Annotated in this window: 24 protein-coding genes, 1 tRNA gene and 1 riboswitch; of the genes, 16 read left to right on the forward strand and 9 right to left on the reverse strand. The window is 70.4% G+C overall.

The features are described 5' to 3' along the window. The first annotated feature begins 8 nt into the window (after nucleotides 1–8). The 3 genes from pstC to pstB are packed head-to-tail and all read left to right on the forward strand — an operon-like array spanning nucleotide 9 to nucleotide 2,872. Nucleotides 9–959: a phosphate ABC transporter permease subunit PstC gene (gene pstC / locus KZI27_RS18075; protein ID WP_222658693.1), complete on the forward strand. Its 951-nt coding sequence runs from the start codon at nucleotides 9–11 to the stop codon at nucleotides 957–959. Between the two features lie 13 nt (nucleotides 960–972). Continuing rightward, the gene (gene pstA, locus KZI27_RS18080) at nucleotides 973–2,058 is read left to right on the forward strand and encodes a phosphate ABC transporter permease PstA (protein ID WP_123311943.1); all 1,086 of its coding nucleotides are present in this window, start codon (nucleotides 973–975) and stop codon (nucleotides 2,056–2,058) included. A 34-nt stretch (nucleotides 2,059–2,092) separates the two neighbouring features. Next, the gene (pstB, locus tag KZI27_RS18085; protein ID WP_111085283.1) at nucleotides 2,093–2,872 is read left to right on the forward strand and encodes a phosphate ABC transporter ATP-binding protein PstB; all 780 of its coding nucleotides are present in this window, start codon (nucleotides 2,093–2,095) and stop codon (nucleotides 2,870–2,872) included. A gap of 180 nt (nucleotides 2,873–3,052) precedes the next feature. On the opposite strand, the gene KZI27_RS18090 is transcribed toward pstB, so the two are convergent. The 3 genes from KZI27_RS18090 to KZI27_RS18100 form a co-directional block, all read right to left on the reverse strand. Further along, on the reverse strand, nucleotides 3,053–3,934 hold the full coding sequence (locus KZI27_RS18090) for an anti-sigma factor domain-containing protein (protein WP_222658694.1): 882 nt from the start codon (nucleotides 3,932–3,934) through the stop codon (nucleotides 3,053–3,055). Then, nucleotides 3,931–4,530, reverse strand: a complete 600-nt coding sequence (sigK, locus tag KZI27_RS18095; RefSeq protein ID WP_123311939.1) for an ECF RNA polymerase sigma factor SigK — start codon at nucleotides 4,528–4,530, stop codon at nucleotides 3,931–3,933. The genes KZI27_RS18090 and sigK overlap by 4 nt, the downstream gene beginning before the upstream one ends. 591 nt (nucleotides 4,531–5,121) lie before the next feature. Then, a complete protein-coding gene (locus KZI27_RS18100) occupies nucleotides 5,122–5,751 on the reverse strand; it encodes a DNA-directed RNA polymerase subunit beta (RefSeq protein WP_123311937.1) in 630 nt (209 codons plus the stop codon). A gap of 126 nt (nucleotides 5,752–5,877) precedes the next feature. Between KZI27_RS18100 and KZI27_RS18105 the strand changes: the two genes are divergently transcribed. The 4 genes from KZI27_RS18105 to KZI27_RS18120 all read left to right on the forward strand — a co-directional run bounded on the left by KZI27_RS18105 (nucleotide 5,878) and on the right by KZI27_RS18120 (nucleotide 7,441). Beyond that, nucleotides 5,878–6,039, forward strand: a complete 162-nt coding sequence (locus KZI27_RS18105) for a DUF2207 domain-containing protein (protein WP_146249745.1) — start codon at nucleotides 5,878–5,880, stop codon at nucleotides 6,037–6,039. A gap of 53 nt (nucleotides 6,040–6,092) precedes the next feature. Beyond that, nucleotides 6,093–6,165, forward strand: a tRNA-Lys gene (locus KZI27_RS18110). A gap of 41 nt (nucleotides 6,166–6,206) precedes the next feature. Next, nucleotides 6,207–6,956 carry an SGNH/GDSL hydrolase family protein gene (locus KZI27_RS18115; protein WP_222658695.1) on the forward strand — a complete coding sequence of 250 codons (750 nt, stop codon included), beginning with the start codon at nucleotides 6,207–6,209 and terminating at the stop codon, nucleotides 6,954–6,956. 164 nt (nucleotides 6,957–7,120) lie between these two features. Then, complete coding sequence (locus KZI27_RS18120; protein WP_111085292.1) at nucleotides 7,121–7,441, forward strand: hypothetical protein; 321 nt, start codon at nucleotides 7,121–7,123, stop codon at nucleotides 7,439–7,441. 74 nt (nucleotides 7,442–7,515) lie between these two features. On the opposite strand, the gene KZI27_RS18125 is transcribed toward KZI27_RS18120, so the two are convergent. After that, the gene (locus tag KZI27_RS18125) at nucleotides 7,516–8,448 is read right to left on the reverse strand and encodes an aldose 1-epimerase family protein (RefSeq protein ID WP_222658696.1); all 933 of its coding nucleotides are present in this window, start codon (nucleotides 8,446–8,448) and stop codon (nucleotides 7,516–7,518) included. Beyond that, nucleotides 8,445–9,290 carry a DeoR/GlpR family DNA-binding transcription regulator gene (locus KZI27_RS18130; RefSeq protein WP_222658697.1) on the reverse strand — a complete coding sequence of 282 codons (846 nt, stop codon included), beginning with the start codon at nucleotides 9,288–9,290 and terminating at the stop codon, nucleotides 8,445–8,447. Before KZI27_RS18130 ends, KZI27_RS18125 begins: the two co-directional genes overlap by 4 nt. A gap of 64 nt (nucleotides 9,291–9,354) precedes the next feature. Between KZI27_RS18130 and galT the strand changes: the two genes are divergently transcribed. Further along, a complete protein-coding gene (gene galT, locus KZI27_RS18135; protein WP_222658698.1) occupies nucleotides 9,355–10,452 on the forward strand; it encodes a galactose-1-phosphate uridylyltransferase in 1,098 nt (365 codons plus the stop codon). Next, the gene (gene galK, locus KZI27_RS18140) at nucleotides 10,449–11,585 is read left to right on the forward strand and encodes a galactokinase (RefSeq protein ID WP_222658699.1); all 1,137 of its coding nucleotides are present in this window, start codon (nucleotides 10,449–10,451) and stop codon (nucleotides 11,583–11,585) included. Before galT ends, galK begins: the two co-directional genes overlap by 4 nt. A gap of 15 nt (nucleotides 11,586–11,600) precedes the next feature. Here galK and KZI27_RS18145 read toward each other — a convergent pair whose 3' ends face one another. The 3 genes from KZI27_RS18145 to glyA form a co-directional block, all read right to left on the reverse strand. Continuing rightward, nucleotides 11,601–12,104 (reverse strand): hypothetical protein, encoded by a 504-nt coding sequence (locus KZI27_RS18145; protein ID WP_222658700.1) that lies wholly within the window; start codon nucleotides 12,102–12,104, stop codon nucleotides 11,601–11,603. Nucleotides 12,105–12,236: 132 nt separating this feature from the next. Next, a complete protein-coding gene (locus KZI27_RS18150) occupies nucleotides 12,237–13,169 on the reverse strand; it encodes a tetrahydrofolate dehydrogenase/cyclohydrolase catalytic domain-containing protein (RefSeq protein WP_261783963.1) in 933 nt (310 codons plus the stop codon). After that, nucleotides 13,166–14,470: a serine hydroxymethyltransferase gene (glyA, locus tag KZI27_RS18155; RefSeq protein WP_410004013.1), complete on the reverse strand. Its 1,305-nt coding sequence runs from the start codon at nucleotides 14,468–14,470 to the stop codon at nucleotides 13,166–13,168. Before glyA ends, KZI27_RS18150 begins: the two co-directional genes overlap by 4 nt. Before the next feature lie 53 nt (nucleotides 14,471–14,523). Continuing rightward, nucleotides 14,524–14,609, reverse strand: a riboswitch (ZMP/ZTP riboswitch). A gap of 37 nt (nucleotides 14,610–14,646) precedes the next feature. On the opposite strand from glyA, the gene clpS reads away from it, so the two are divergent. The 3 genes from clpS to KZI27_RS18170 are packed head-to-tail and all read left to right on the forward strand — an operon-like array spanning nucleotide 14,647 to nucleotide 15,643. Continuing rightward, nucleotides 14,647–14,952, forward strand: a complete 306-nt coding sequence (clpS, locus tag KZI27_RS18160) for an ATP-dependent Clp protease adapter ClpS (RefSeq protein ID WP_222658701.1) — start codon at nucleotides 14,647–14,649, stop codon at nucleotides 14,950–14,952. Then, nucleotides 14,949–15,425 (forward strand): DUF2017 family protein, encoded by a 477-nt coding sequence (locus KZI27_RS18165; protein ID WP_222658702.1) that lies wholly within the window; start codon nucleotides 14,949–14,951, stop codon nucleotides 15,423–15,425. The genes clpS and KZI27_RS18165 overlap by 4 nt, the downstream gene beginning before the upstream one ends. Continuing rightward, complete coding sequence (locus KZI27_RS18170; RefSeq protein WP_222658703.1) at nucleotides 15,422–15,643, forward strand: acetyltransferase; 222 nt, start codon at nucleotides 15,422–15,424, stop codon at nucleotides 15,641–15,643. Before KZI27_RS18165 ends, KZI27_RS18170 begins: the two co-directional genes overlap by 4 nt. 7 nt (nucleotides 15,644–15,650) lie before the next feature. Here the strand turns inward: KZI27_RS18170 and KZI27_RS18175 are convergent, their stop codons facing one another. Further along, nucleotides 15,651–16,523, reverse strand: a complete 873-nt coding sequence (locus KZI27_RS18175) for an NAD(P)H-binding protein (protein ID WP_222658704.1) — start codon at nucleotides 16,521–16,523, stop codon at nucleotides 15,651–15,653. Nucleotides 16,524–16,584: 61 nt separating this feature from the next. Here KZI27_RS18175 and KZI27_RS18180 point away from each other — a divergent pair, with 61 nt between their 5' ends. The 4 genes from KZI27_RS18180 to purU all read left to right on the forward strand — a co-directional run bounded on the left by KZI27_RS18180 (nucleotide 16,585) and on the right by purU (nucleotide 19,907). Next, nucleotides 16,585–17,043, forward strand: a complete 459-nt coding sequence (locus KZI27_RS18180; RefSeq protein WP_222658705.1) for a MarR family winged helix-turn-helix transcriptional regulator — start codon at nucleotides 16,585–16,587, stop codon at nucleotides 17,041–17,043. 54 nt (nucleotides 17,044–17,097) lie between these two features. Continuing rightward, nucleotides 17,098–17,532 carry a MarR family winged helix-turn-helix transcriptional regulator gene (locus tag KZI27_RS18185; protein WP_222658706.1) on the forward strand — a complete coding sequence of 145 codons (435 nt, stop codon included), beginning with the start codon at nucleotides 17,098–17,100 and terminating at the stop codon, nucleotides 17,530–17,532. 92 nt (nucleotides 17,533–17,624) lie between these two features. Beyond that, nucleotides 17,625–18,962 (forward strand): MFS transporter, encoded by a 1,338-nt coding sequence (locus KZI27_RS18190; protein WP_222658707.1) that lies wholly within the window; start codon nucleotides 17,625–17,627, stop codon nucleotides 18,960–18,962. A 39-nt stretch (nucleotides 18,963–19,001) separates the two neighbouring features. Next, the gene (gene purU, locus KZI27_RS18195) at nucleotides 19,002–19,907 is read left to right on the forward strand and encodes a formyltetrahydrofolate deformylase (RefSeq protein WP_410004038.1); all 906 of its coding nucleotides are present in this window, start codon (nucleotides 19,002–19,004) and stop codon (nucleotides 19,905–19,907) included. The last annotated feature ends 2 nt before the right edge of the window (nucleotides 19,908–19,909 follow it).

The raw sequence follows: 19,909 nt of genomic DNA on the forward strand, positions 1-19,909 counted from the left end.
GGAGCCCCATGACGACCGCACCGGCCCAGCCAGGGGCCACCGTCACCCCCGAGAAGCCGAAGGCCGTCGTGCGCGTCGGTGACCGGGTGTTCTCCGCCGCCTCGGTCATCGCCGGCGGCCTCATCCTGTTCGTGCTCGTGCTCGTCGCCGCGTTCCTCGTCTGGCAGAGCATCCCGGCGTTCTCCGCCAAGGTCGGCGAACTGCCGAACAACGCCACGAACTTCTGGGACTACGTCGGCCCACTGGTGTTCGGCACCGTCTGGTCCGCGCTCATCGCGCTCGTGATCTCGGTCCCGCTCGCCCTCGGGATCGCACTCTTCATCTCCCACTACGCACCGCGGCGGCTCGCCCCGGTGCTCGGCTACGTCATCGACCTGCTCGCCGCCGTGCCGTCGGTCGTCTACGGCCTCTGGGGCATCGTCGTGCTGGCGCCGTTCGTGAAGCCGTTCTACGCCTTCCTGAACGAGTACCTCGGGTGGTTCCCGCTCTTCTCCGGTCAGGTGTCCGGCACCGGCCGCACCATCCTGACCGCGTCGATCGTCCTCGCCGTGATGGCGATCCCGATCATGACGGCCGTCATGCGCGAGATCTTCCTGCAGGCCCCCACGCTCAACGAGGAAGCCGCCCTGGCCCTCGGTGCGACGCGCTGGGAGATGATCCGCCTGTCCGTGCTGCCGTTCGCCAAGTCCGGCATCGTGTCCGCGATCATGCTCGGGCTCGGTCGGGCCCTGGGCGAGACGATGGCGATCGCCCTGGTGCTGTCGGTCTCGACGAACGTCACCTTCCAGATGCTGACCTCGCAGAACCCCTCGACGATCGCCGCGAACATCGCGCTGCAGTTCGCCGAGGCATCGGGGACCGCCCTGAACGCCCTGATCGCGTCGGGTCTGATCCTGTTCGTCATCACCCTGGTCATCAACATGCTCGCGCGGTACATCGTCCGCACGCGGGTCAGCTGAGAGGTCGCACCCGATGTCCCTCGCGCTCCGTCAGACCGGCACCGCCGGCAACGTCTACGCCAACGGCAAGCTGCACCGCTCGGTGCCGTGGCTGCTGCTGGTCGGCAGCTGGGTCGCCCTGGTGGCCGTGTTCGCCCTGCTCAACGCCGGCGGTGCGGTCAAGGACTTCAACGTCGTCGCCGCACTGTTCCTCGGCACCGTCCTGTTCGACGTCCTCATCGTGGTCGTCTCGCGCATCGTCGAGGGCGGCCGTCAAGCCGTCAACCGGCTGATCACCTCGCTGGTCATCACGGCCTTCGTCATCGCGGTCCTGCCGCTGGTGTCCCTGCTCTGGACCGTCGTCGCCGACGGCCTGGCCCGCTTCGACGCGAACTTCTTCTCGTACTCGATGCGCGGCGTGATCTCCGAGGGCGGCGGCGCGATCCACGCACTGATCGGCACGCTCGAGATCACCCTGTTCGCGGCGCTCATCTCGGTGCCGATCGGTCTGCTCACCTCGATCTACCTGGTCGAGTACGGCCGCGGCGCGCTGGCGAAGGGCATCACGTTCTTCGTCGACGTCATGACGGGCATCCCGTCGATCGTCGCCGGTCTGTTCGCCTACTCGCTGTTCGCACTGTTCCTCGGCCCGGGCGCCCGCTTCGGCCTCGTCGGCTCCGTCGCCCTGTCGGTGCTGATGATCCCGATCGTCGTGCGCTCCACCGAGGAGGTGCTGAAGATCGTGCCGATGGAGCTCCGCGAAGCGTCCTACGCCCTCGGCGTCCCGAAGTACCTCACGATCCTCAAGGTGGTCCTGCCGACGTCGCTCGCCGGCATCACCACCGGCGTCATGCTCTCGATCGCCCGCGTCATCGGCGAGACGGCCCCGCTGCTCGTCACCGCCGGCTTCACCGCGAGCATGAACTACGACCTGTTCAAGGACCCGATGATGACCCTGCCGGTGTACGCGTACACGCAGTACTCGCAGCAGGGCGCCAACCCGCAACCGTTCGTCGACCGTGCCTGGACCGCCGCACTGGTGCTCATCCTCATCGTGATGGCGCTCAACCTGCTCGCCCGGTTCGTCACCCGACTCTTCGCCCCCAAGCTCTCGCGCTAGCGAACCCACTTCCCCACCCACCAGAAGGATCAACGTGTCCAAGCGCATCGAGGTCGACGGCCTCAACGTCTACTACTCGAAGTTCAAGGCGGTCGAGGGTGTCGACATCACCATCGAGCCCCGCACCGTCACCGCCTTCATCGGCCCGTCCGGCTGCGGCAAGTCCACCTTCCTCCGCACCCTGAACCGCATGCACGAGGTCATCCCCGGCGCCTGGGTCGAGGGCTCGGTCAAGATCGACGGCGACGACCTGTACGGCCCCGGGGTCGACCCGGTGCTCGTCCGTCGCCAGGTCGGCATGGTCTTCCAGCGTCCGAACCCGTTCCCCACCATGTCGATCAAGGACAACGTGCTGGCCGGCGTGAAGCTCAACAACAAGCGCGTCTCGAAGTCCGAGGCCGACGACATCGTCGAGCGCTCGCTGCAGGGCGCGAACCTGTGGAACGAGGTCAAGGACCGCCTCGACAAGCCCGGCATGGGCCTGTCCGGCGGTCAGCAGCAGCGTCTCTGCATCGCCCGCGCCATCGCGGTGCAACCCGACGTGCTGCTGATGGACGAGCCCTGCTCGGCGCTCGACCCGATCTCCACCCTGGCCATCGAGGACCTGATCGAGGAGCTCAAGAAGGAGTTCACGATCGTCATCGTGACCCACAACATGCAGCAGGCGTCGCGCGTCAGCGACAAGACCGCGTTCTTCAACATCGCCGGGACCGGTGCGCCGGGCAAGCTCATCGAGTTCGACGACACCGCGACGATGTTCTCGAATCCGTCCGTCCAGGCCACCGAGGACTACGTCTCGGGTCGCTTCGGTTGATCGACGTCCGTCCGTCGTGCTGACGGACGACCGGGAGGCCCGGTGCACGTCCGCCACGGACGCGCACCGGGCCTTCGTGGTTGCGCTGGGTGCGAGGTGGCGTGGCGTGGCGACGCAGAACGACACCCTCGATGTCGTGCGACGTCAAGGGTGTCGTTCTGGGTCGATCTTCTGGGAGGGTCAGGCCGACGTGGTCGGGACCGCCATGATCGGCGTCGTGGTCGGCTGCTCGGAACCACCGGCCGGCTCGACCGTCATGCCGATCGTCGCACCGTCGGACATCGAGCCCTTGAGCACGGCCGAGTGCACGCCGTCGGCGACACCGTCGACCAGGCCAGCTGACTTGATCGTGCCGCCCTGCTCCTCGGAGCCGATGTACCAGAGCTCGTACGTCTTGCCCTTCGGCGCCTGCTCGACACCGTCGAGGATCACCGCGGACTTGCCGAGGTCGTTCGACCACACGACCGTGGCCGTGCCGCCGCCCTCGACCTTGGTGGTGCTGCGCTGGAAGTCCGACGCGGCGTAGATGCGGTCGAGGCCGCTCGAGGCCTGCGTGGTGCCGGTCCCCGGTCCGTCGGACGGACCGTTCGCGACACCGACACCCAGGCCGACGCCGAGGAACACCACGGCGACCGCAGCGGCACTGGTGAGCATGGCTGCCGGACGCTGGAACCAGCGGCGGCGGGCCTCGGAGGACGCCCGGCCACCGGTGGTGGAACCGTCGGCGATCGAGGCGACGTGCCTGGCGGGCTCGGGACGGGCCTCCTGGGCGGAGGTGGTCTCGGTGACCGGGGTCTGGTCGACCGCCGTGTCGGCCAGTGGTGCGGCCTGCGGAGTCGTCGCGATCTGTGCCAGCAGCGACGCCTTCAGCGACGTCGGCGGCTCGATCGGCGCAGCGGCGAAGGCGAGCTGCAGCGCGGTCTCGCGCAGCGAGTCGGCTTCGGCCTGGAGTTCGGGCGACGTCGAGAGGACGTCCTCCAGGAGCATGCGCTCATCGTCGGACAGCGCGTCGAGTGCGTAGGAACCCGTCAGCAGGGCGGGGTCGTCGTGTCGTTCGGTCATGAGGTCACCCCCATCTCGTCTCGGAGTCGGATCATCCCGTCACGGAGACGGGTCTTGACGGTGCCGATGGGGACACCGAGGTGTTCGGCCATCTCGCTGTGCGAGAAGCCTCCGTAGTACGCGAGCTGCACGGCCTGCCGCTGGAACTCGGTCAGCTTGGCCAGGGCCCGCCCGACACGCTCGTGTTCGATGCGGATCTCGACCGACTCGGAGACCTGGTCGAAACCGGCCTCGAGGTCGCGGATGCCGATCTTCGTGTCCCGGTCGTGCGACGCCTGCGAGGCACGGACCCGGTCCACCGCTCGGCGGTGTGCCATGGTCAGGACCCAGCTGGAGGCGGTTCCGCGCTTCCGGTCGAACCGGGTGGCCTGCTGCCAGACTTCGAGGAAGACCTCTTGGGTGACCTCTTCGGACTGGGCGCGGTCCCGGAGGAGGCGCGTCACGAGCCCGAGGACCCGGCCGGAGAGGACGTCGTAGAGGTCCGCGAAGGCGGCTTGGTCACCGGAGGCAACCCGAGCCAGGAGGTCGTCCGGCGATGCCTGGGCTGGCTCTGACGAGCTCCAGCGTTCGGTGTCGCTATCCACGAGGGCAAGCATTGCAGGTTTCCCTCCTCTCGGGTGCGTCGGCGGCCGGTTGTGGCCGTTCTGTCAGGGCGTGCTGCGTGTGCGTGGTGCTGGTGGTGCTGTGCTGCGGCCCACCCGGGTAGGGCGAAGCCGCCGCGTCGTGCGGTCGAGACGAGAGGCCAGCGTGACCCACAGGGAATTGACCGGCGGATACCGGTCCGGGTCACGCTGGGCCTCTCGCGTTCGTGACGGTCATCAAGTCCGTCACGCTGATGATTCGGCGCGGTGCCCGTGGTGGATTGGATCGGTTGCCGAGAAGTTGTGGAGAGGCCGCGTCCGGGGCGTCTGCCGGGCACGCCCGGGTCGGGATCTGTCCACCGAGAGTGAACAGGGCAGCGGACACAGCCCACGCGTCGTAGAGTTGGTGTCGCCGGGCCGCAGCAAGCCCCGGGCTCCAAAATTCGCCGCTTCGAGCGGCCTCGCGCCGAGAGGCGCTTCTGCGGCCCGGTTTTCCTCTGCCCGGTTCGTCTCGGCCCGGTGTTTCTCTGCCCGGTTCGTCTCTGCCTCGTCGCGGCTGTCGCCGTCCGACCGGGAGGCCCGGTGCCGGTCCGGCGGGTCTGCTCGCTAGTCCAGGCTGTCGCGACGCCAGAGCGCCGCCGCCTCGGTCAGGTCGGCCGCCAGCTCCGTCAGACGGAGCGCACGCGTCGTCAACTCGCTCGCGCGGGCCTCGGCCGTCAGGTCGGAGTCGTCCGCCACCGCCGTCGCGCCCGCCGCCGTCAGCCGGCAGAACGCCGCACCCCGGTCCAGCGCCACCGCGAAGTCGCCGGTGTACAGCCCGTGCAGGATGCGATCCGCCAGAGTGAGGATCTCGGCAGGACCCGTCGGCTGCTCAGCGCCCGCGACGGCCTGGTCGATCGTGCCGATGCGCTCCGTACCGCGCGCGAACAGGAAGGCGATCTCCTCCGGGTTCTGCCGGATCACGGTCCGGACGAGGTACACCCTCCAGAGGGCTCCCGGCAGCGTGTGTGCGCCGACACGTGCCCAGAGTTCGGCGATCGCGTCGATGCCGTGCACGTCCGTGTAGGTCACGAGCCGCTCGACCACCGCGGGGTCCGGGTCCTGCCGCACCCGGTGCAGCAGCGCGTTCGCGGTCTCGTGCGCGACACGGTTCACGACGGCCGGGTCCTCGCCGCCCTGGATCGCAGCGAACTCGGCATCGGTGAAGTGGACAGGACGGTGGTGATCGCGAGGCACCGCGTCAGTGTAGGCACGGCCGGTGACACGCCCGCCCCCCGTTCGCCCAGAACGCAACGGCAGCGCCGCGGGTACGGTGTCTCGTCGGGAGGCGCTCCTCCCGACCGTGAAGGAGAGGACTCCCCCATGAACCCCCTGCTCATCATCCTGGCCGTCATCGCGGTCATCCTGCTGTTCGTCGGTGGCTTCACCGCGAGCCTCAAGTTCCTGCTGTGGGTCGGCATCGTGCTGCTCATCGTGGCCGTCGTCCTGTGGCTGCTGCGCACGCTCACCGGGCGGCGCGGCTGACCCTCGACACCAGGTTCTTCCCAGAGGCCCTCACCCGCTAGCCTTGCGGGTGAGGGCCTCTAGCTCAGTTGGTAGAGCACCGGACTTTTAATCCGAGGGTCGTGGGTTCGAGCCCCACGGGGCCCACCTCCGCTGCTGTTCCAGCCCCGTTGTCTAAGATGTGGCGGGTGGCACGACGACTCCTCCCCGGCATCGCGCTCGGAGCAATGGCTCTCGGCGTGAGCGGGCTGCTCGTCATCCTGCCGACCGTGTCGAGTGCCTGCCAGCCCGTCACGACGTCGTCGAGCGTGTCCTCCGCACAGGTCGCCGACGCGATCGCCCCCGGCTCGCACGTGCTCATCGTCGGTGACTCGTACACCTCCGGCCGCGGCTCGACCAACGGTGTCGACGGGTGGGCACAGGACCTCGTGGCCGACCGGCACTGGGACGCCACCATCGACGGCTACCCGGGTACGGGCTACGTCGACACCGGTCGCACCGGGTCCTCGCACTACACGTTCGGCCCTCGCTTGGAACGGCATGCCGAGGACGTCGATCCGCAGCTCGTCATCGTGCAGGGCAGTCAGAACGACTGGCTCGTCGACTCGTCGACGCTGCAGGACCGGGTCGAGAAGACCCTCCGCGACGCGGAGCAGACCTGGCCGGACGCCGTCGTCGTCGCGCTCGGGCCGTCTGCGCCGCTGCCGTGGGCGAAGTCGACCGTCGGGGTTGCCGCCTCGGTCTCCGCGGGGGCGGCGGCAGCAGGCGTGCCGTACATCGACGCGCTCGCCGGGCAGTGGTTCACCGCGGCGAACAGCCCGGGCTACGCGGCGATCGACGGCGGACACCTGAACGACGCCGGCTACCAGTACCTGGCGGACCGGGTGTCGGAGTCCCTCGACGCGCTCGCGGCACCCGGCGACGAGCGCTGCGCCTGACCACCAGACCGGGGTACAAGTCGTCCCCAGCTGGCTCATGGCGGATCCCCTGCTCACATCAGCCTGCGCACAGCCGACTGTTGGGCCGCCGCCGATAGTGTCGTTCCCGGATCCGATCACCGGGTCCTGCAGCACCGCACCACCACGAACGAACGGGGTACACCGTGATCGAGCCCATCGAAGCCACGCAGACCAGCAGCACTGGGGACGCGCGCCGCATCGTCGAGCTCGCCGCAGCGACCAACACGACGATGAGCAACGAGCTCCTGCTCGACACGCTCCGCCGCAACGCGCAGGTCACGACCCGGCACATCCGCAAGGACTTCATCGAGGTCGCCACGGCCACCGCGGTCCTCGGCTACGTCTGCCGGCAGCGCAAGGACTTCATCGCCCTGCGCGGGGACGACCCGGCCTGGGCGCACGAGGTCGGCCGCTACGCCAGCGAGTCGCTCGCGGTCGAGGCACTCCGCATGCGCCGCGGCTGACCACCAGCTCCCCGACACGAACGCAGAAAGCCCCGCCGGCCGTCCGGCGGGGCTTTCTCAGTGCACGAAGGCGATCAGGACCAGACGCGGCGGATGCCCCAGGAGCCGGTCCAGGTCTCATCGGGCTCGAGCCAGCGCAGACCCTCGCCGGAGTTCAGTGCGTTGGCCGGAGCGGTCATCGGCTCGACCGCCACCGCGAGGCCCTTGCCGTCGCCGCGGGGGTACTCGCGTGAGGTGAACACCTGCACGTACGGGAACGAGGCGTCCTGCCAGAGCTGCACGCCGTCGCCCTCGGGGCCGTGCAGCGTGGTGTGGCGGACCCCGTCGGCGTCGGGCGTGATGTCCGAGTACGCGGTGTCGAGGTCCGAGTCGCCCGCTCGGCGGCCCTGACGCAGGTCGAGCGGCGTTCCCTCGACCGGCGCCGACCCGTTCGGCACCTTCTGCTCGTCCGTGGTGAACGCAGTTGTGGCGTCGAGCGTGACGACGAGGTCCTCGGCCGGGGTGTCGCCGGCGCGCAGGTACGGGTGCGCACCCACGGCGAACGGTGCGCGGACACCGGAACGGTTCGTGATCTCGTGCGTCACCCGGATGCCGTCGTCCACGAGTTCGTGGTGCACGCGGGTCTCGAAGGTGAACGGCCAGCCGTGCTGCGGGTGGATCGTGGCCTCCTGCACGATTCCGGACTCGGTCTGCGACACCACGCGGTACGGCGCGAAGCGGAGCAGGCCGTGCGACGCGTTGCCGTACTTCGGCTCCGAGATGTCCAGCTGCTGCCGCTTGCCGTCGAGCTCCCAGACCCCTCCGGCGACGCGGTTCGGCCACGGCACGAGCACGATGCCGTTGGCGCCGGGCGGCTGCTCGGAGACGGGGAACGGCTCGGTCAGGTCGAAGCCGGCGACGCGGAGTTCACGGATGCCGGCGGCGACCTCGGTCACGACGGCCTCGACGACGCCGTCCGGTCCGGCGTGGTGCAGGCGGTACTGTCCACCGGTGGGTGCTGCGGTCATGGGGTGTGGTTCCTTCCGGGTGTGTCCTCGCCGTCCGCGACGACGACCTCGACGCCGGCCGCCCGGATCGTGGCGACCGCGTCGGCTTCGGCCTCGGCGGTGACGACGACGTCGATGTCCTCGAGCGCGCGGACGACCCCGATGTGGGCCCGGCCGAACTTCGACCCGTCCGCGACGACGACGGTACGCCGAGCGGTGGCCGCGAGCATCCGCTTCGCCTCGGTCTCGGGCAGGTTGACGTTGGTCAGACCGTGCGCGACGTCGATGCCGGTGCCACCGAGGAACACGACGTCAGCGGCGATCACCGGCAGCAGTGTGTTGTTGAACGGCGCGACGAGCGAGTGCTGCAGCGGCCTGAGCGTGCCGCCGGTGACGATCACGGTGAACCGTGGCACGGCCCGCTCGAGGGTCAGGGCAGTGGTCAGCGAGTTCGTGACGACGGTGACGTCGACCAGCTCCGTTCGGGCGACGAGCGCCTCGGCGACGGCGGCCGGGGTGGTGCCGACGTCGAGCACGACGCATTCACCGGACCGCACGAGCGCAGCGGCCGCGCGGCCGATGGCGGCCTTGGCCACCTGGTGCTCGACGGCGGTCTCCTCGAAGGGGCGCTCGGTGGACCCGGCCCCGAGGCGGACCGCGCCCCCGTGCACCCGACGGATCCGGGCCTCCTGGTCGAGGACGGCGAGGTCCTGCCGGACCGTCACCTCACTCGTGCCGAGCGACGCGGCCAGCGCGGCGGTCCGGACCATGCCGGGTGCACCCTCGACGATCGAGACGATGCGGTCCTGCCGGAGGGGTGCTGGCAGCGATCCGGCCAGGAAGGAGAGGTCGTCGTCGGTCACGGGTCCAGTTTCGCTTGCTTCCGAAGACTTTCGCAATGCTTCGGATCGGCGCTAGGCTGTTCCGGTGATCACCAAGCGCGCGACGAAGCTCGCGGACGGCCGCGACCTGTTCTACTTCGACGATGCGGACAGCACCCTGCCCGCTGAGCGTGCCATCGACGAGCGTGCGCTCGACCCTCGGCCCGAGACCGCGCGGATGCGCCAGGACGTCCTGACCGGCGAGTGGGTCTCCATCGCCGCGAGCCGTCAGAACCGCGCGTTCCTGCCGCCGGCCGACCAGGATCCGCTCGCGCCGCAGACACCGCAGAACCCGTCCGAGATCCCGAGCACCTACGACGTCGCCGTGTTCGAGAACCGGTCACCGTCGTTCGGTCCCCTGCTCGAGGCCGATGACGCCCCGTCCTCGCTGCAGTCCCTGTCCGACGTCGGCCTGAACCGGCAGCTCCGCAGCGTCGGCCGGTGCGAGGTCGTGTGCTTCTCCCCCGCGACCGAAGGGTCCTTCGCATCGATCTCCGAGTCGCGCGCCCGCACGGTGGTCGAGGCCTGGGCGGACCGCACCGCCGCGCTCTCCGCGATGCCCGGCATCCAGCAGGTGTTCCCGTTCGAGAACCGCGGTGAGGCGATCGGCGTCACGCTGCACCACCCGCACGGGCAGATCTACTCGTACCCGTACATCACGCCCCGCACGCAGCGCCTGCTCGACTCCATCGAGCGCTTCGGGCCGGACCTGTTCGAGCAGCACCTCGCGAACGAGCGCGCCTCGGACCGGGTCGTGCTGCAGGGCGAGCACTTCACCGCCTTCGTGCCGTTCGCCGCGCGGTGGCCCATCGAGATCCACATGCTGCCGCACCGCCACGTCCCCGACTTCGCCGGCCTGACCGAGGCCGAGAAGGACGAGCTGGCCCACATGCACCTGCGTCTGACGCGGGGCATCGACAAGCTCTACGACGACCCGACCCCGTACATCGCCGCGTGGCACCAGGCACCGGTGCACGTCGGGCGGGACACCGTGCGGCTCATGCTGCAGATCACCTCGCCGCGTCGAGCGGCGGACAAGTTGAAGTTCCTGGCCGGCAGTGAGGCCGCCATGGGCGCTTGGATCGGGGACCTCGTGCCCGAGAAGGCGGCCGAGTTCATCCGACGAGGAGTCGAGCGAGCATGACGTTCCAGCAGGCCTACGGGTACGAGCCGACCGTGCGGTACTCCGCCCCGGGTCGCGTCAACCTGATCGGTGAGCACACCGACTACAACGACGGGTACGTCCTGCCGTTCGCGATCGACCGCCGCACCACCGCGTCGATCGCTCCGCGGCCGGACCGTCTGCTGCGTGTCTCGTCCGCGTTCGACGCCGGTACCGTGATCGAGCTGTCGCTCGACGACCTCGACCCGTCGAACATGACCGGCTGGTCGGCGTACGTCTTCGGCATCGCCTGGGCCCTCCGCGAGCAGGCCGGCGCGGACCTGTCGGACAAGAACGGGTTCGACGTCTTCATCGAGTCCGACGTCCCCGTTGGCGCGGGCCTGTCCTCCAGCGCAGCGATCGAGTGCGGCGTCGCGCTCGCCTTCAACGACCTGTGGGAGCTCGGGCTCGACCGCAAGACCCTCGCCCGCGTGGGGCAGTACTCCGAGAACCACGCCGTCGGCGCCCCGACGGGCATCATGGACCAGTCCGCGTCCCTGCTCGGCGAGCAGGACGCGGTCGTGTTCCTCGACTGCCGCACGCTCGACACCGCCGTGGTCGACCTGGCGCTCGAGGCGAACGGGCTCGAGGTCCTGGTCATCGACACCCGGGTCGAGCACGCCCACGCCACCGGCGGGTACGCGGCTCGTCGTGCCTCGTGCGAGAAGGGTGCGCAGGTGCTCGGTGTCGAGGCCCTGCGTGACGTGAGCGTCGACGACCTGCCCCGTGCGCAGGAGCTGCTCGACGACGAGACCTTCCGCCGCGTGCGCCACGTCGTGACCGAGGACCAGCGCGTCCTCGACACCGTCCGGACGCTGCGTGAGCAGGGGCCGCGCGCGATCGGTTCGCTGCTCGTCGCGTCGCACGAATCGATGCGCGACGACTTCGAGATCTCCGTGCCGGAACTCGACCTGGCCGTCGCGACGGCGATCGAGCACGGTGCCGTCGGTGCGCGGATGACGGGTGGTGGGTTCGGTGGCGCTGCGATCGCGCTCGTCGACCAGGAGTCGCGCGGTGCGATCGCCGACGCAGTCGCCGCTGCCTTCGCCGCCGCCGGCTACCGCGAGCCGAACGTCTTCACGGTGCACGCTGCGCAGGGCGCCCGCCGCGACTGAGCCCGACCGGCGCAGTTAGCGGGTCCCGTGGCCCGTGGTGACCGTGACGCCACCCCACGGGAAGCCGTGGGGGTGCAGTACCTCGTGCTGGAGCTGGTCCGTCACGACGTGACCCTGCCACACGCTGTAGACCAGGACTCCGGCGATGATGCACACCGGAACCGCCAGGTACGCCGAGTACCGCACGATGTCGCCGAGGGTGCGGTGCCCGTACCGCGCGAGCGTTGGCGGCAGGACGATCCCGACGACGACCACGAGCAGCAGCGCCGCGAGGGCGGCTGGCGCGACGTGCGCTTCGACCTGCACCGTGATCGGTGCGGTCTCCAGGACCTTGCCGCCGTTGTCGATCCAGTTGTCGTCGGCGTCGACCCCGCCGTAGCCCGTCGACGTGCTCCAGAGCACCAGGTTCGGTGACAGCACCAGTGCGACGACCCCGATGAGCGCGAGGCCCCACGCACGCGGACGAAGCTGTTTGCCGGTGGCCGCCATCACGGGCGCGGTCTGGACGTTCTCCCCCATGCGGTGACCGTAGCACTGGGGCTGAGACTCGCACCATCAGCGGCACATCTCGGGGTGAGCGACACTTCTCGCGGCGCCGGTCCCGAGAAGTGTCGCTCAGCCCGAGTCTCGGGGCAGCGCAACGCCGCCGCCCTACTTCAGGTGGCGCTCCGCGGCCTCGACCACGTTCTTCATGAGCATCGCGCGGGTCATCGGGCCGACGCCGCCGGGCACCGGCGACATGAAGCCCGCGACGGACGCGACCGCGGGGTCGACGTCGCCGTGCAGCTTGGCCTTCCCCGTCTCGTCGTTCACCACGCGGGTGATGCCCACGTCGATCACGGCCGCACCGGGCTGCACCCAGTCCGGCTTGACGAGCCCGGCGACCCCGGCGGCCGCGACGACGATGTCGGCGCGACGGCACTCCGCGGCGACGTCGGCCGTCAGGGAGTGGGTCAGGGTGGCGGTGGCCTCGAGGCGGGTGAGCAGCAGACCGAGCGGCCGACCGACCGTCAGCCCCTGCCCGATGATCGTGACGTGCGCGCCCCGGATCGGGATGTCGTACGCCTCGAGCATCGCGACGATGCCCCGCGGGGTGCAGGGCAGGGGCGCGTCGATCGTGCCGGCACCACCGGGCACGGCGAGCACGAGCTCACCGAGGTTCGTCGGGTGCAGGCCGTCGGCGTCCTTCGACGGGTCCATCAGCTCGAGCATCGGCGTCGGGTCGATGCCCTCCGGCAGCGGCAACTGAACGATGAACGCGGTGACCCGGGGGTCGTCGTTCATCTGCAGGATCGCTGCTCGGATGTCCGCAGCACTCGCGGACGACGGCAGGTCGATGCGGTGCGAGTCGAGCCCGATCTGCGCCGAGTCACGGTGCTTGCCCGCGACGTACGACATCGAACCGGGGTTCGACCCGACCAGGATCGTGCCGAGCCCCGGACGGATGCCGTGCTCGTGCAGCCGGTCGATGCGGACCCGCAGTTCCTCGAGGGTCCGGGCGGCGAGGGCGGTGCCGTCGATGCGGACGGCAGTGCCCTCCCCCGCCCATCGTTCGACGGGCAGGGGAGTCAGGGCGTCGCTCACGCGTAGAGGGGGAACGCGTCGGTCAGGGTCTTGACCCGGGCCGAGAGCGCTGCGATGTCCGGGTTCGGCATGAGGGTCAGCGCGATGATGTCCGCGACCTCGGTGAACTCGGCGTCGCCGAAGCCACGCGTGGCGAGCGCCGACGTGCCGATGCGGACACCCGAGGTGACCATCGGCGGACGCGGGTCGAACGGCACGGAGTTGCGGTTCACGGTGATGCCGACCTCGTGCAGCAGGTCTTCGGCCTGCTTGCCGTCGACCTCGGACGTGCGCAGGTCGACCAGCACCAGGTGCACGTCGGTGCCACCGGTCAGGACGTCGATGCCGGCCGCGCGGGCGTCCGGCTGCGTGAGCCGGTCCGCGAGCAAGCGGGCGCCCCGGATGGTGCGCTCCTGGCGGGCCTTGAACTCGGGGGTGCCGGCGAGCAGGAACGCGGTGGCCTTGGCGGCGATCACGTGCATGAGCGGGCCGCCCTGCTGGCCCGGGAAGACCGCGGAGTTCAGCTTCTTGAACAGCGTCTCGTCGTTGGACAGGATGATGCCCGAGCGGGGGCCGCCGAGGGTCTTGTGCACCGTCGACGAGACGACGTGGGCGTGCGGGACCGGGGACGGGTGCAGACCGGCGGCGACGAGGCCGGCGAAGTGCGCCATGTCGACCCAGAGCTTCGCGCCGACCTCGTCCGCGATCTCGCGGAACTTCGCGAAGTCGAGCTGGCGCGGGTAGGCGGACCAGCCGGCGATGAGGACCTTCGGCTGGTGCTCGATGGCCTTCGCGCGGATGTCGTCGTAGTCGACCTCGAACGTCTCGGGGTCGACGCCGTACGCCACGGCGTTGTAGATGCGGCCGGAGAAGTTGAGCTTCATGCCGTGGGTCAGGTGACCGCCGTGCGCGAGCTCGAGGCCGAGGATCGTGTCACCGGCACTGGCGATGGCGTGCAGGACCGCGGCGTTCGCCGTGGCGCCCGAGTGCGGCTGCACGTTCGCGTAGGAAGCCCCGAACAGCGCCTTGGCACGGTCGATGGCGAGCTGCTCGGCGACGTCGACGTACTCGCAGCCGCCGTAGTAGCGCTTGCCGGGGTAGCCCTCGGCGTACTTGTTGGTGAGGACGGAGCCCTGGGACTCGAGCACGGCACGCGGCACGAAGTTCTCGGACGCGATCATCTCGAGGGTGTCGCGCTGACGGCCGAGCTCCTGCTGCAGGACGGCGGCGATCTCGGGGTCGACCTCGGTGAGCGGGGCGTTGAAGGCTGCGCGGTCGGTGTCGACGGAGCCGTCGACGGCGGGCAGATCGGTGATGGACACGGTTCTCCTACGTGGGTTGGCGACGGCCGGGAGGTCGCGCACGGACGATCGGTCGGTGCAGCCCAGGCGTACGGCCGCGCACCGTGTCAGGTGTCGCTCCCCGATGGTGACCCATCCAACGCCAGTCGCGACCTCACGATCGTACCGAGCCGCCCGCCCTGTGTCACCCTGGATGCATGACGCTGACCTCGCCCGACGTGGACGAACGGACCACCCCGGACGAACGCACCAATGCCCGCGCGGACACCCCGTGGGTCACCGTCGTGTGGGACGACCCGGTGAACCTGATGTCCTACGTCACCTACGTCTTCCAGCGGCACTTCGGCTTCGGACGCGAGCAGGCGGAGCGGCTCATGCACCAGGTGGACACCGAGGGGCGGGCCATCGTGGCGACGGGGCCGCGCGAGGCGATGGAGGCCCACGTCCAGTCGATGCACGGCTACGGCCTGCAGGCGACCGTCGACAAGGCCCCCGAAGCGTGATCCCCTTCGTCCGCCGAGCCGACGGCGTCCACCTCGGCATGTCCTCCGGCGAGCGCGGGCTGCTCACGTCCCTGACCGAGCAGCTGCGCCAGGTGCTCGACGGCGATCTGACGGCGGACCCGGTGGCCGAGCGGATGTTCCCGGACGCCTACCCGGACGACGACGACGCCAGCGCGGAGTTCCGGAAGTACACGCAGTCCGACCTGCTGGCGCAGAAGACCACGAACGCGACGACCGTGCACGAGTGGCTGACGGGTACCCGCGACGGCGCCCTTGCCCCCGAGGACGAGCAGGCCTGGCTCCGCACCCTGACCGACCTGCGGCTGACGATCGCCGACCGTCTCGGGATCGTCGACGCCGACGCCGAGGAGCGTTCGGTCGAGGCCGACGCGGGCGTCGGCCTGCGCGACGTCTACGACTGGCTCGGGTACGTGCAGGAGCACCTGATCACGACGATGACCGACCCGCGGTGACGGTCGCCTTCCGCGCGGCCTCCGAGGACGACCGGGAGGCCCTGCTCGCGTTCTCGACGTCGGAACCGGTCACGTGGATCGGTCCGGACCGGTACCGCGCCGTGGCCGGCGAGCCGAAGGTGGTCGGCACGACGGACGCGGCGAACACCCCGATGCGCCGGGCGTTCGAGCGGGCCGGCTTCGCGGTGACGAAGCGCCGGATCGTGTTCGAGCGCTGAGCCTGCGTCACCCGAGCAGGTCATTGCGGTGCGCCCGCGCCCAGTCGGCCAGGCCCCGGGGCGCTGCACCCGTGATCCGCAGCACGTCGTCACGCATCACGTCCACGCCGTCGAGGCCGTGTCGCACCACCCGGCCGAACTGCTGCCGGAGTCCCTCGGCCTGCCACGCCGGCACGCCGCTCAGTCGCAGCACGCCGGCGTACAGCCGGCTCGGCAGGTGGAGTGCCCGCACCGGACGCCCGAGGCCGGCGGCGAGCGCGGCGGCGACCCCGCGAGCGTCGAGCAGGTCCGGGCCGGTGAGTACGGGCTCGGTACCGTCGTGGCCGTCGCTCGTCAGCACACGCGCAGCCGACCGGGCGATGTCCTCGGTGTCGATCCAGCCGATCACGCCACGCCCCGTCGTGTGCGGGAACCACCCGCGGCGGATCGCGGGCGCTGACGGGGTCACGTTCGTCATGAACGACGACGGGTGCAGGATCGTCCACGCCAGACCACTGTCGCGTACCGAGCGGTCGGTGTGCCAGGCAGCGCTGGCCCACGGCATCGGCGAGTGCTCGGCGGCGTCCCCGCCGGACAGGTGCACGATGCGGCGGACGCCAGCTCGTTGCGCCGCTCGGACCCCGACTGCGCCCTGCTCCGCCTGCTGCGGGCTGACCGGGGTGACGAGGAAGAACCGGTCGACCCCGTCGAGCGCGACGGTCAGGGCGGCCACGTCGTCGAGGTCGGCGCGGCGCGCGTCGATCCCCCGGGCACGGAGCGCCGTGACCTGCTCCGGGCGGCGGACGATCGCGCGCACCGGAACGCCCATCCGCCGGAGTTCGTCCACCGTCTTGCCACCGACGTCTCCGGTCACCCCGGTCACCGCCACGATCTCGCTCATGCGTACTCTTCCGTCAGTATCAGCTTTCTGATACCTGACCCTACGCCGGTACGATCACCTCGTGTCCCAGGAACCCACAGCTCCACGCGCCGACGTCGACGGGATCGTGGCGTGGACCGTGATCCGCGCGGCCCGGACGCTCTCACGGAGACTGGCGGTCGACCTGGCACCACTCGGACTCACGCCCGTCGAGTTCGGGGTGCTCATCCAGCTCGCCGCCGCGGACGAGCTCAACCAGGCCGACCTCGCCCGCGCCGTCGGCGTGCGCCCGCAGAGCATGACGACGCTCGTCGGCGGCTTGTCGACGCGGGGACTCGTCGAGCGGGGCGCCGCACCGGGCCGGGGGCGGGCCTCCCGGATGCACCTGACGCCGGAAGGCGACGCGCTGCTGGCGCGCGCCCATCCCGTGGTCTCCGCGAGCAACGCGTGGTTCGGGCACCTCGGCGACCAGGTCAACGAGGCGCTGCACCCGCTGCTCGGCCCAGGAGACCAGAGCGATGACGGCGCAGCCGTCCCCTGACGAAGACCAGAAGGACAACTTGCAAGTTGCCCTGGTGAGGCGTAGCGTCACCGCGTGACCGACGCCTCCGAGACCGATGCGACCGACCTGGCCGACGCCGTCCTCACGATGCACGGCCGACTCCGACGGTCGCTGCTCGCTTCGAAGGCCGACGAGGTCACCGCGTCGCAGACCGCCGCACTCGGCCGGTTGCTGCGCTACGGCCCCGCCACCGTGGCCGACCTCGCGCGCGCCGAGGGCGTCCGACCGCAGTCGATGGGCGCGACCGTGCAGGCCCTCGTCGACCTCGGTCTCGCCGAGCGCCAGGCGGACCCGACCGACGGGCGCCGGTCGATCGTCAGCGCGACCGACGCCGGTGCCGCAGCACGACAGGCCACCTGGGCCACCCGGAACCGTGAGCTCGCCGATCGGCTGGCCACGCTGTCCGAAGCGGACCGCCGCGTCGTCGCACGCGCGATGGCGGTGCTCGGGCCGATCGTCGACCCCTGAACCGAGAGAGAAGACTCACCACGTCCACCACCGCCCCCCAGCCCACGATCGACGACACCACCAGCGGCTTCGGCCCGAAGCTCCTCATCCCGGTGCTGGTCGGACCGCTGCTCAACCCGATCAACACCACGATGGTGTCCGTCGCACTCACACCGATCTCCCGCGACCTGGGGATCGGTGCGGCGCAGGCGATCTGGCTCGTCGCGGCCCTGTACCTGGCGAGTGCGATCGCGCAGCCGACGATGGGCAAGCTCGCTGACCGCTTCGGCCCGAAGAAGGTGTTCCTGACCGGGCTCGTGATCGTCGGTGTCGCCGGGGTGGTGCCCGAGTTCCTGACCGGCTTCGGCGGCGCGGTGTTCGCCCGTGTCCTCATCGGCATCGGGACCTCGTCCGCGTACCCGGCGGCCCTCACCACCCTGCGGCAGCACTCGGCGCGGATCGGGAAGCCGACCCCGCCGCTCGTGCTCGGGGCACTGTCGATCACCTCGCTCGTGTCCGCGGCGGCCGGGCCGCCCCTCGGCGGCGCGCTCATCGCCGCGTTCGGCTGGCACGCGATCTTCCTGGTGAACGTGCCCCTGGCGGCGTTCGGCATCGTCGTGGCGTCGATGTGGCTGCCGTCCGACCGTCTCCGTCCGCGAGACGACGAGGACCTGCCCGTCCTCCAGGCGCTCGACCCGCTCGGCATGGTGCTCATGACGGGCACCGTCTCGGCGCTGCTCGTGTTCCTGCTCGACCTGTCCGCCGGGCTGTGGTGGCTGCTCGCGGTCGCGATCGTGCTGCTCGTCGCGCTGGTGCTCTGGGAGCTGCGGGCGGTCCGGCCGTTCGTCGACGTCCGGATGCTCGCGCGGAACGGCGCGCTGTCCCGCACCTACGTGCGGCTGTTCCTGACCTACCTGCTCGCGTACACGATGACCTACGGGTTCTCGCAGTGGGTGCAGGACGTCGCCGGGTACTCGAGCGACGTCGCCGGGTACATCCAGCTGCCGGCAGCGATCGTGGCCGGGATCGCGTCGTTCGTCGTCGCGCGGAAGACCGCCGTGCGCGGACCCCTGATCATCGCGGCCGTCGTGCCGATCGTGGGCGGGGCACTCCTGCTCTTCCTGCACACCGGGTCGCCGGTCGTGCTGCTCGCCCTCGCGCCGGCGCTGTTCGGCGTCCCGCAGGCGCTTGCGTCGGTGTCGAACCAGGCGGCGCTGTACCGGCTCGTGCCCGCGGCGTACATCGGCACCGCGGCTGGGCTGTCCCGCACGGCGGTGTACATCGGGGCGATCGGGGCCTCGTCGCTCATCGGTGGCGTGTTCGGCCAGGCCCCGACCACACCGGACCTGCACGTGCTGGCGTGGGTGATCCTCGGCGTCGCGGTGCTCCTGACGGTCCTGACCCTGGCCGACCGCCGCCTCCGCACTACGGCCGCGATGCCCGCTTCGTGAGCAGAAATGGTCGGGTCAGGTGAAGGCGCTCGACCATTTCTGCTCACGAAGCACCAGCATCGCCGCGCCCGGTACCCTGATCCGGTGACCGACCCGACCCCCACGCACTGGACCCTGACGCTCGTCTGCGACGACCAGCCCGGGATCGTGCACGCCGTCTCCGGAGCGGTCGTCGCCGCGGACGGCAACATCACCGAGTCGCAGCAGTTCTCGAGCGTCGACACGAACACGTTCTTCATGCGCCTGCAGGTCATGGCACCGGTGGACCGCGCGACCTTCGAGGCGGCCCTCGCCCCCGTCGCCGCCCGCTACGACGCCCGCGTCCAGCTCGACGTCGTCGGCCGCCCCCTGCGCACCCTCGTGCTCGTGTCGAAGGCCGGCCACTGCCTCAACGACCTGCTCTACCGCCAGCGCGGCGGGCAGCTGCCGATCGAGGTCCCCCTCGTGCTGTCCAACCACCCGGACCTGTCCGAGCTCGCGTCGTTCTACTCGGTGCCGTTCGAGCACCGCCCGGTCACCGACGCGGACAGCAAGGCGGCCATGGAGCGCCGTGTGCTGGAAGCGGTCGAGGAGCACGACATCGAACTCGTCGTCCTCGCCCGCTACATGCAGATCCTGTCGCCGGAGCTCTGCGCCGCGCTCCAGGGCCGTGCGGTCAACATCCACCACTCGTTCCTGCCCGGCTTCAAGGGCGCGAACCCCTACCGCCAGGCCCACGCACGCGGTGTGAAGCTCATCGGCGCGACGGCCCACTTCGTCACGAGCGACCTGGACGAGGGCCCGATCATCGAGCAGAACGTCGTGCGCGTCGACCACACGAAGGACCCCGCCGAGCTGGTCTCCATCGGCCAGGACGAAGAATCCCGCACCCTCACCCAGGCGGTGCGCTGGATCGCCGAGGACCGTGTCCTGCTCGACGGCGCCCGCACCATCATCTTCAAGTAGGC

Origin of the sequence: Curtobacterium sp. TC1 (assembly GCF_019844075.1) — a bacterium.
Classification (GTDB): Bacteria; Actinomycetota; Actinomycetes; order Actinomycetales; family Microbacteriaceae; genus Curtobacterium.

Bases quoted from the DNA above. Each gene is read 5' to 3' on its own strand.
- KZI27_RS18175 (WP_222658704.1), bottom strand. From the start codon at position 16,523: ATGAGCGAGATCGTGGCGGTGACCGGGGTGACCGGAGACGTCGGTGGC.
- galK (WP_222658699.1), top strand. From the start codon at position 10,449: ATGACGTTCCAGCAGGCCTACGGGTACGAGCCGACCGTGCGGTACTCC.
- pstC (WP_222658693.1), top strand. From the start codon at position 9: ATGACGACCGCACCGGCCCAGCCAGGGGCCACCGTCACCCCCGAGAAG.
- sigK (WP_123311939.1), bottom strand. From the start codon at position 4,530: ATGCTTGCCCTCGTGGATAGCGACACCGAACGCTGGAGCTCGTCAGAG.
- KZI27_RS18090 (WP_222658694.1), bottom strand. From the start codon at position 3,934: ATGACCGAACGACACGACGACCCCGCCCTGCTGACGGGTTCCTACGCA.
- pstA (WP_123311943.1), top strand. From the start codon at position 973: ATGTCCCTCGCGCTCCGTCAGACCGGCACCGCCGGCAACGTCTACGCC.
- clpS (WP_222658701.1), top strand. From the start codon at position 14,647: ATGACGCTGACCTCGCCCGACGTGGACGAACGGACCACCCCGGACGAA.
- KZI27_RS18145 (WP_222658700.1), bottom strand. From the start codon at position 12,104: ATGGGGGAGAACGTCCAGACCGCGCCCGTGATGGCGGCCACCGGCAAA.
- KZI27_RS18105 (WP_146249745.1), top strand. From the start codon at position 5,878: ATGAACCCCCTGCTCATCATCCTGGCCGTCATCGCGGTCATCCTGCTG.
- KZI27_RS18125 (WP_222658696.1), bottom strand. From the start codon at position 8,448: ATGACCGCAGCACCCACCGGTGGACAGTACCGCCTGCACCACGCCGGA.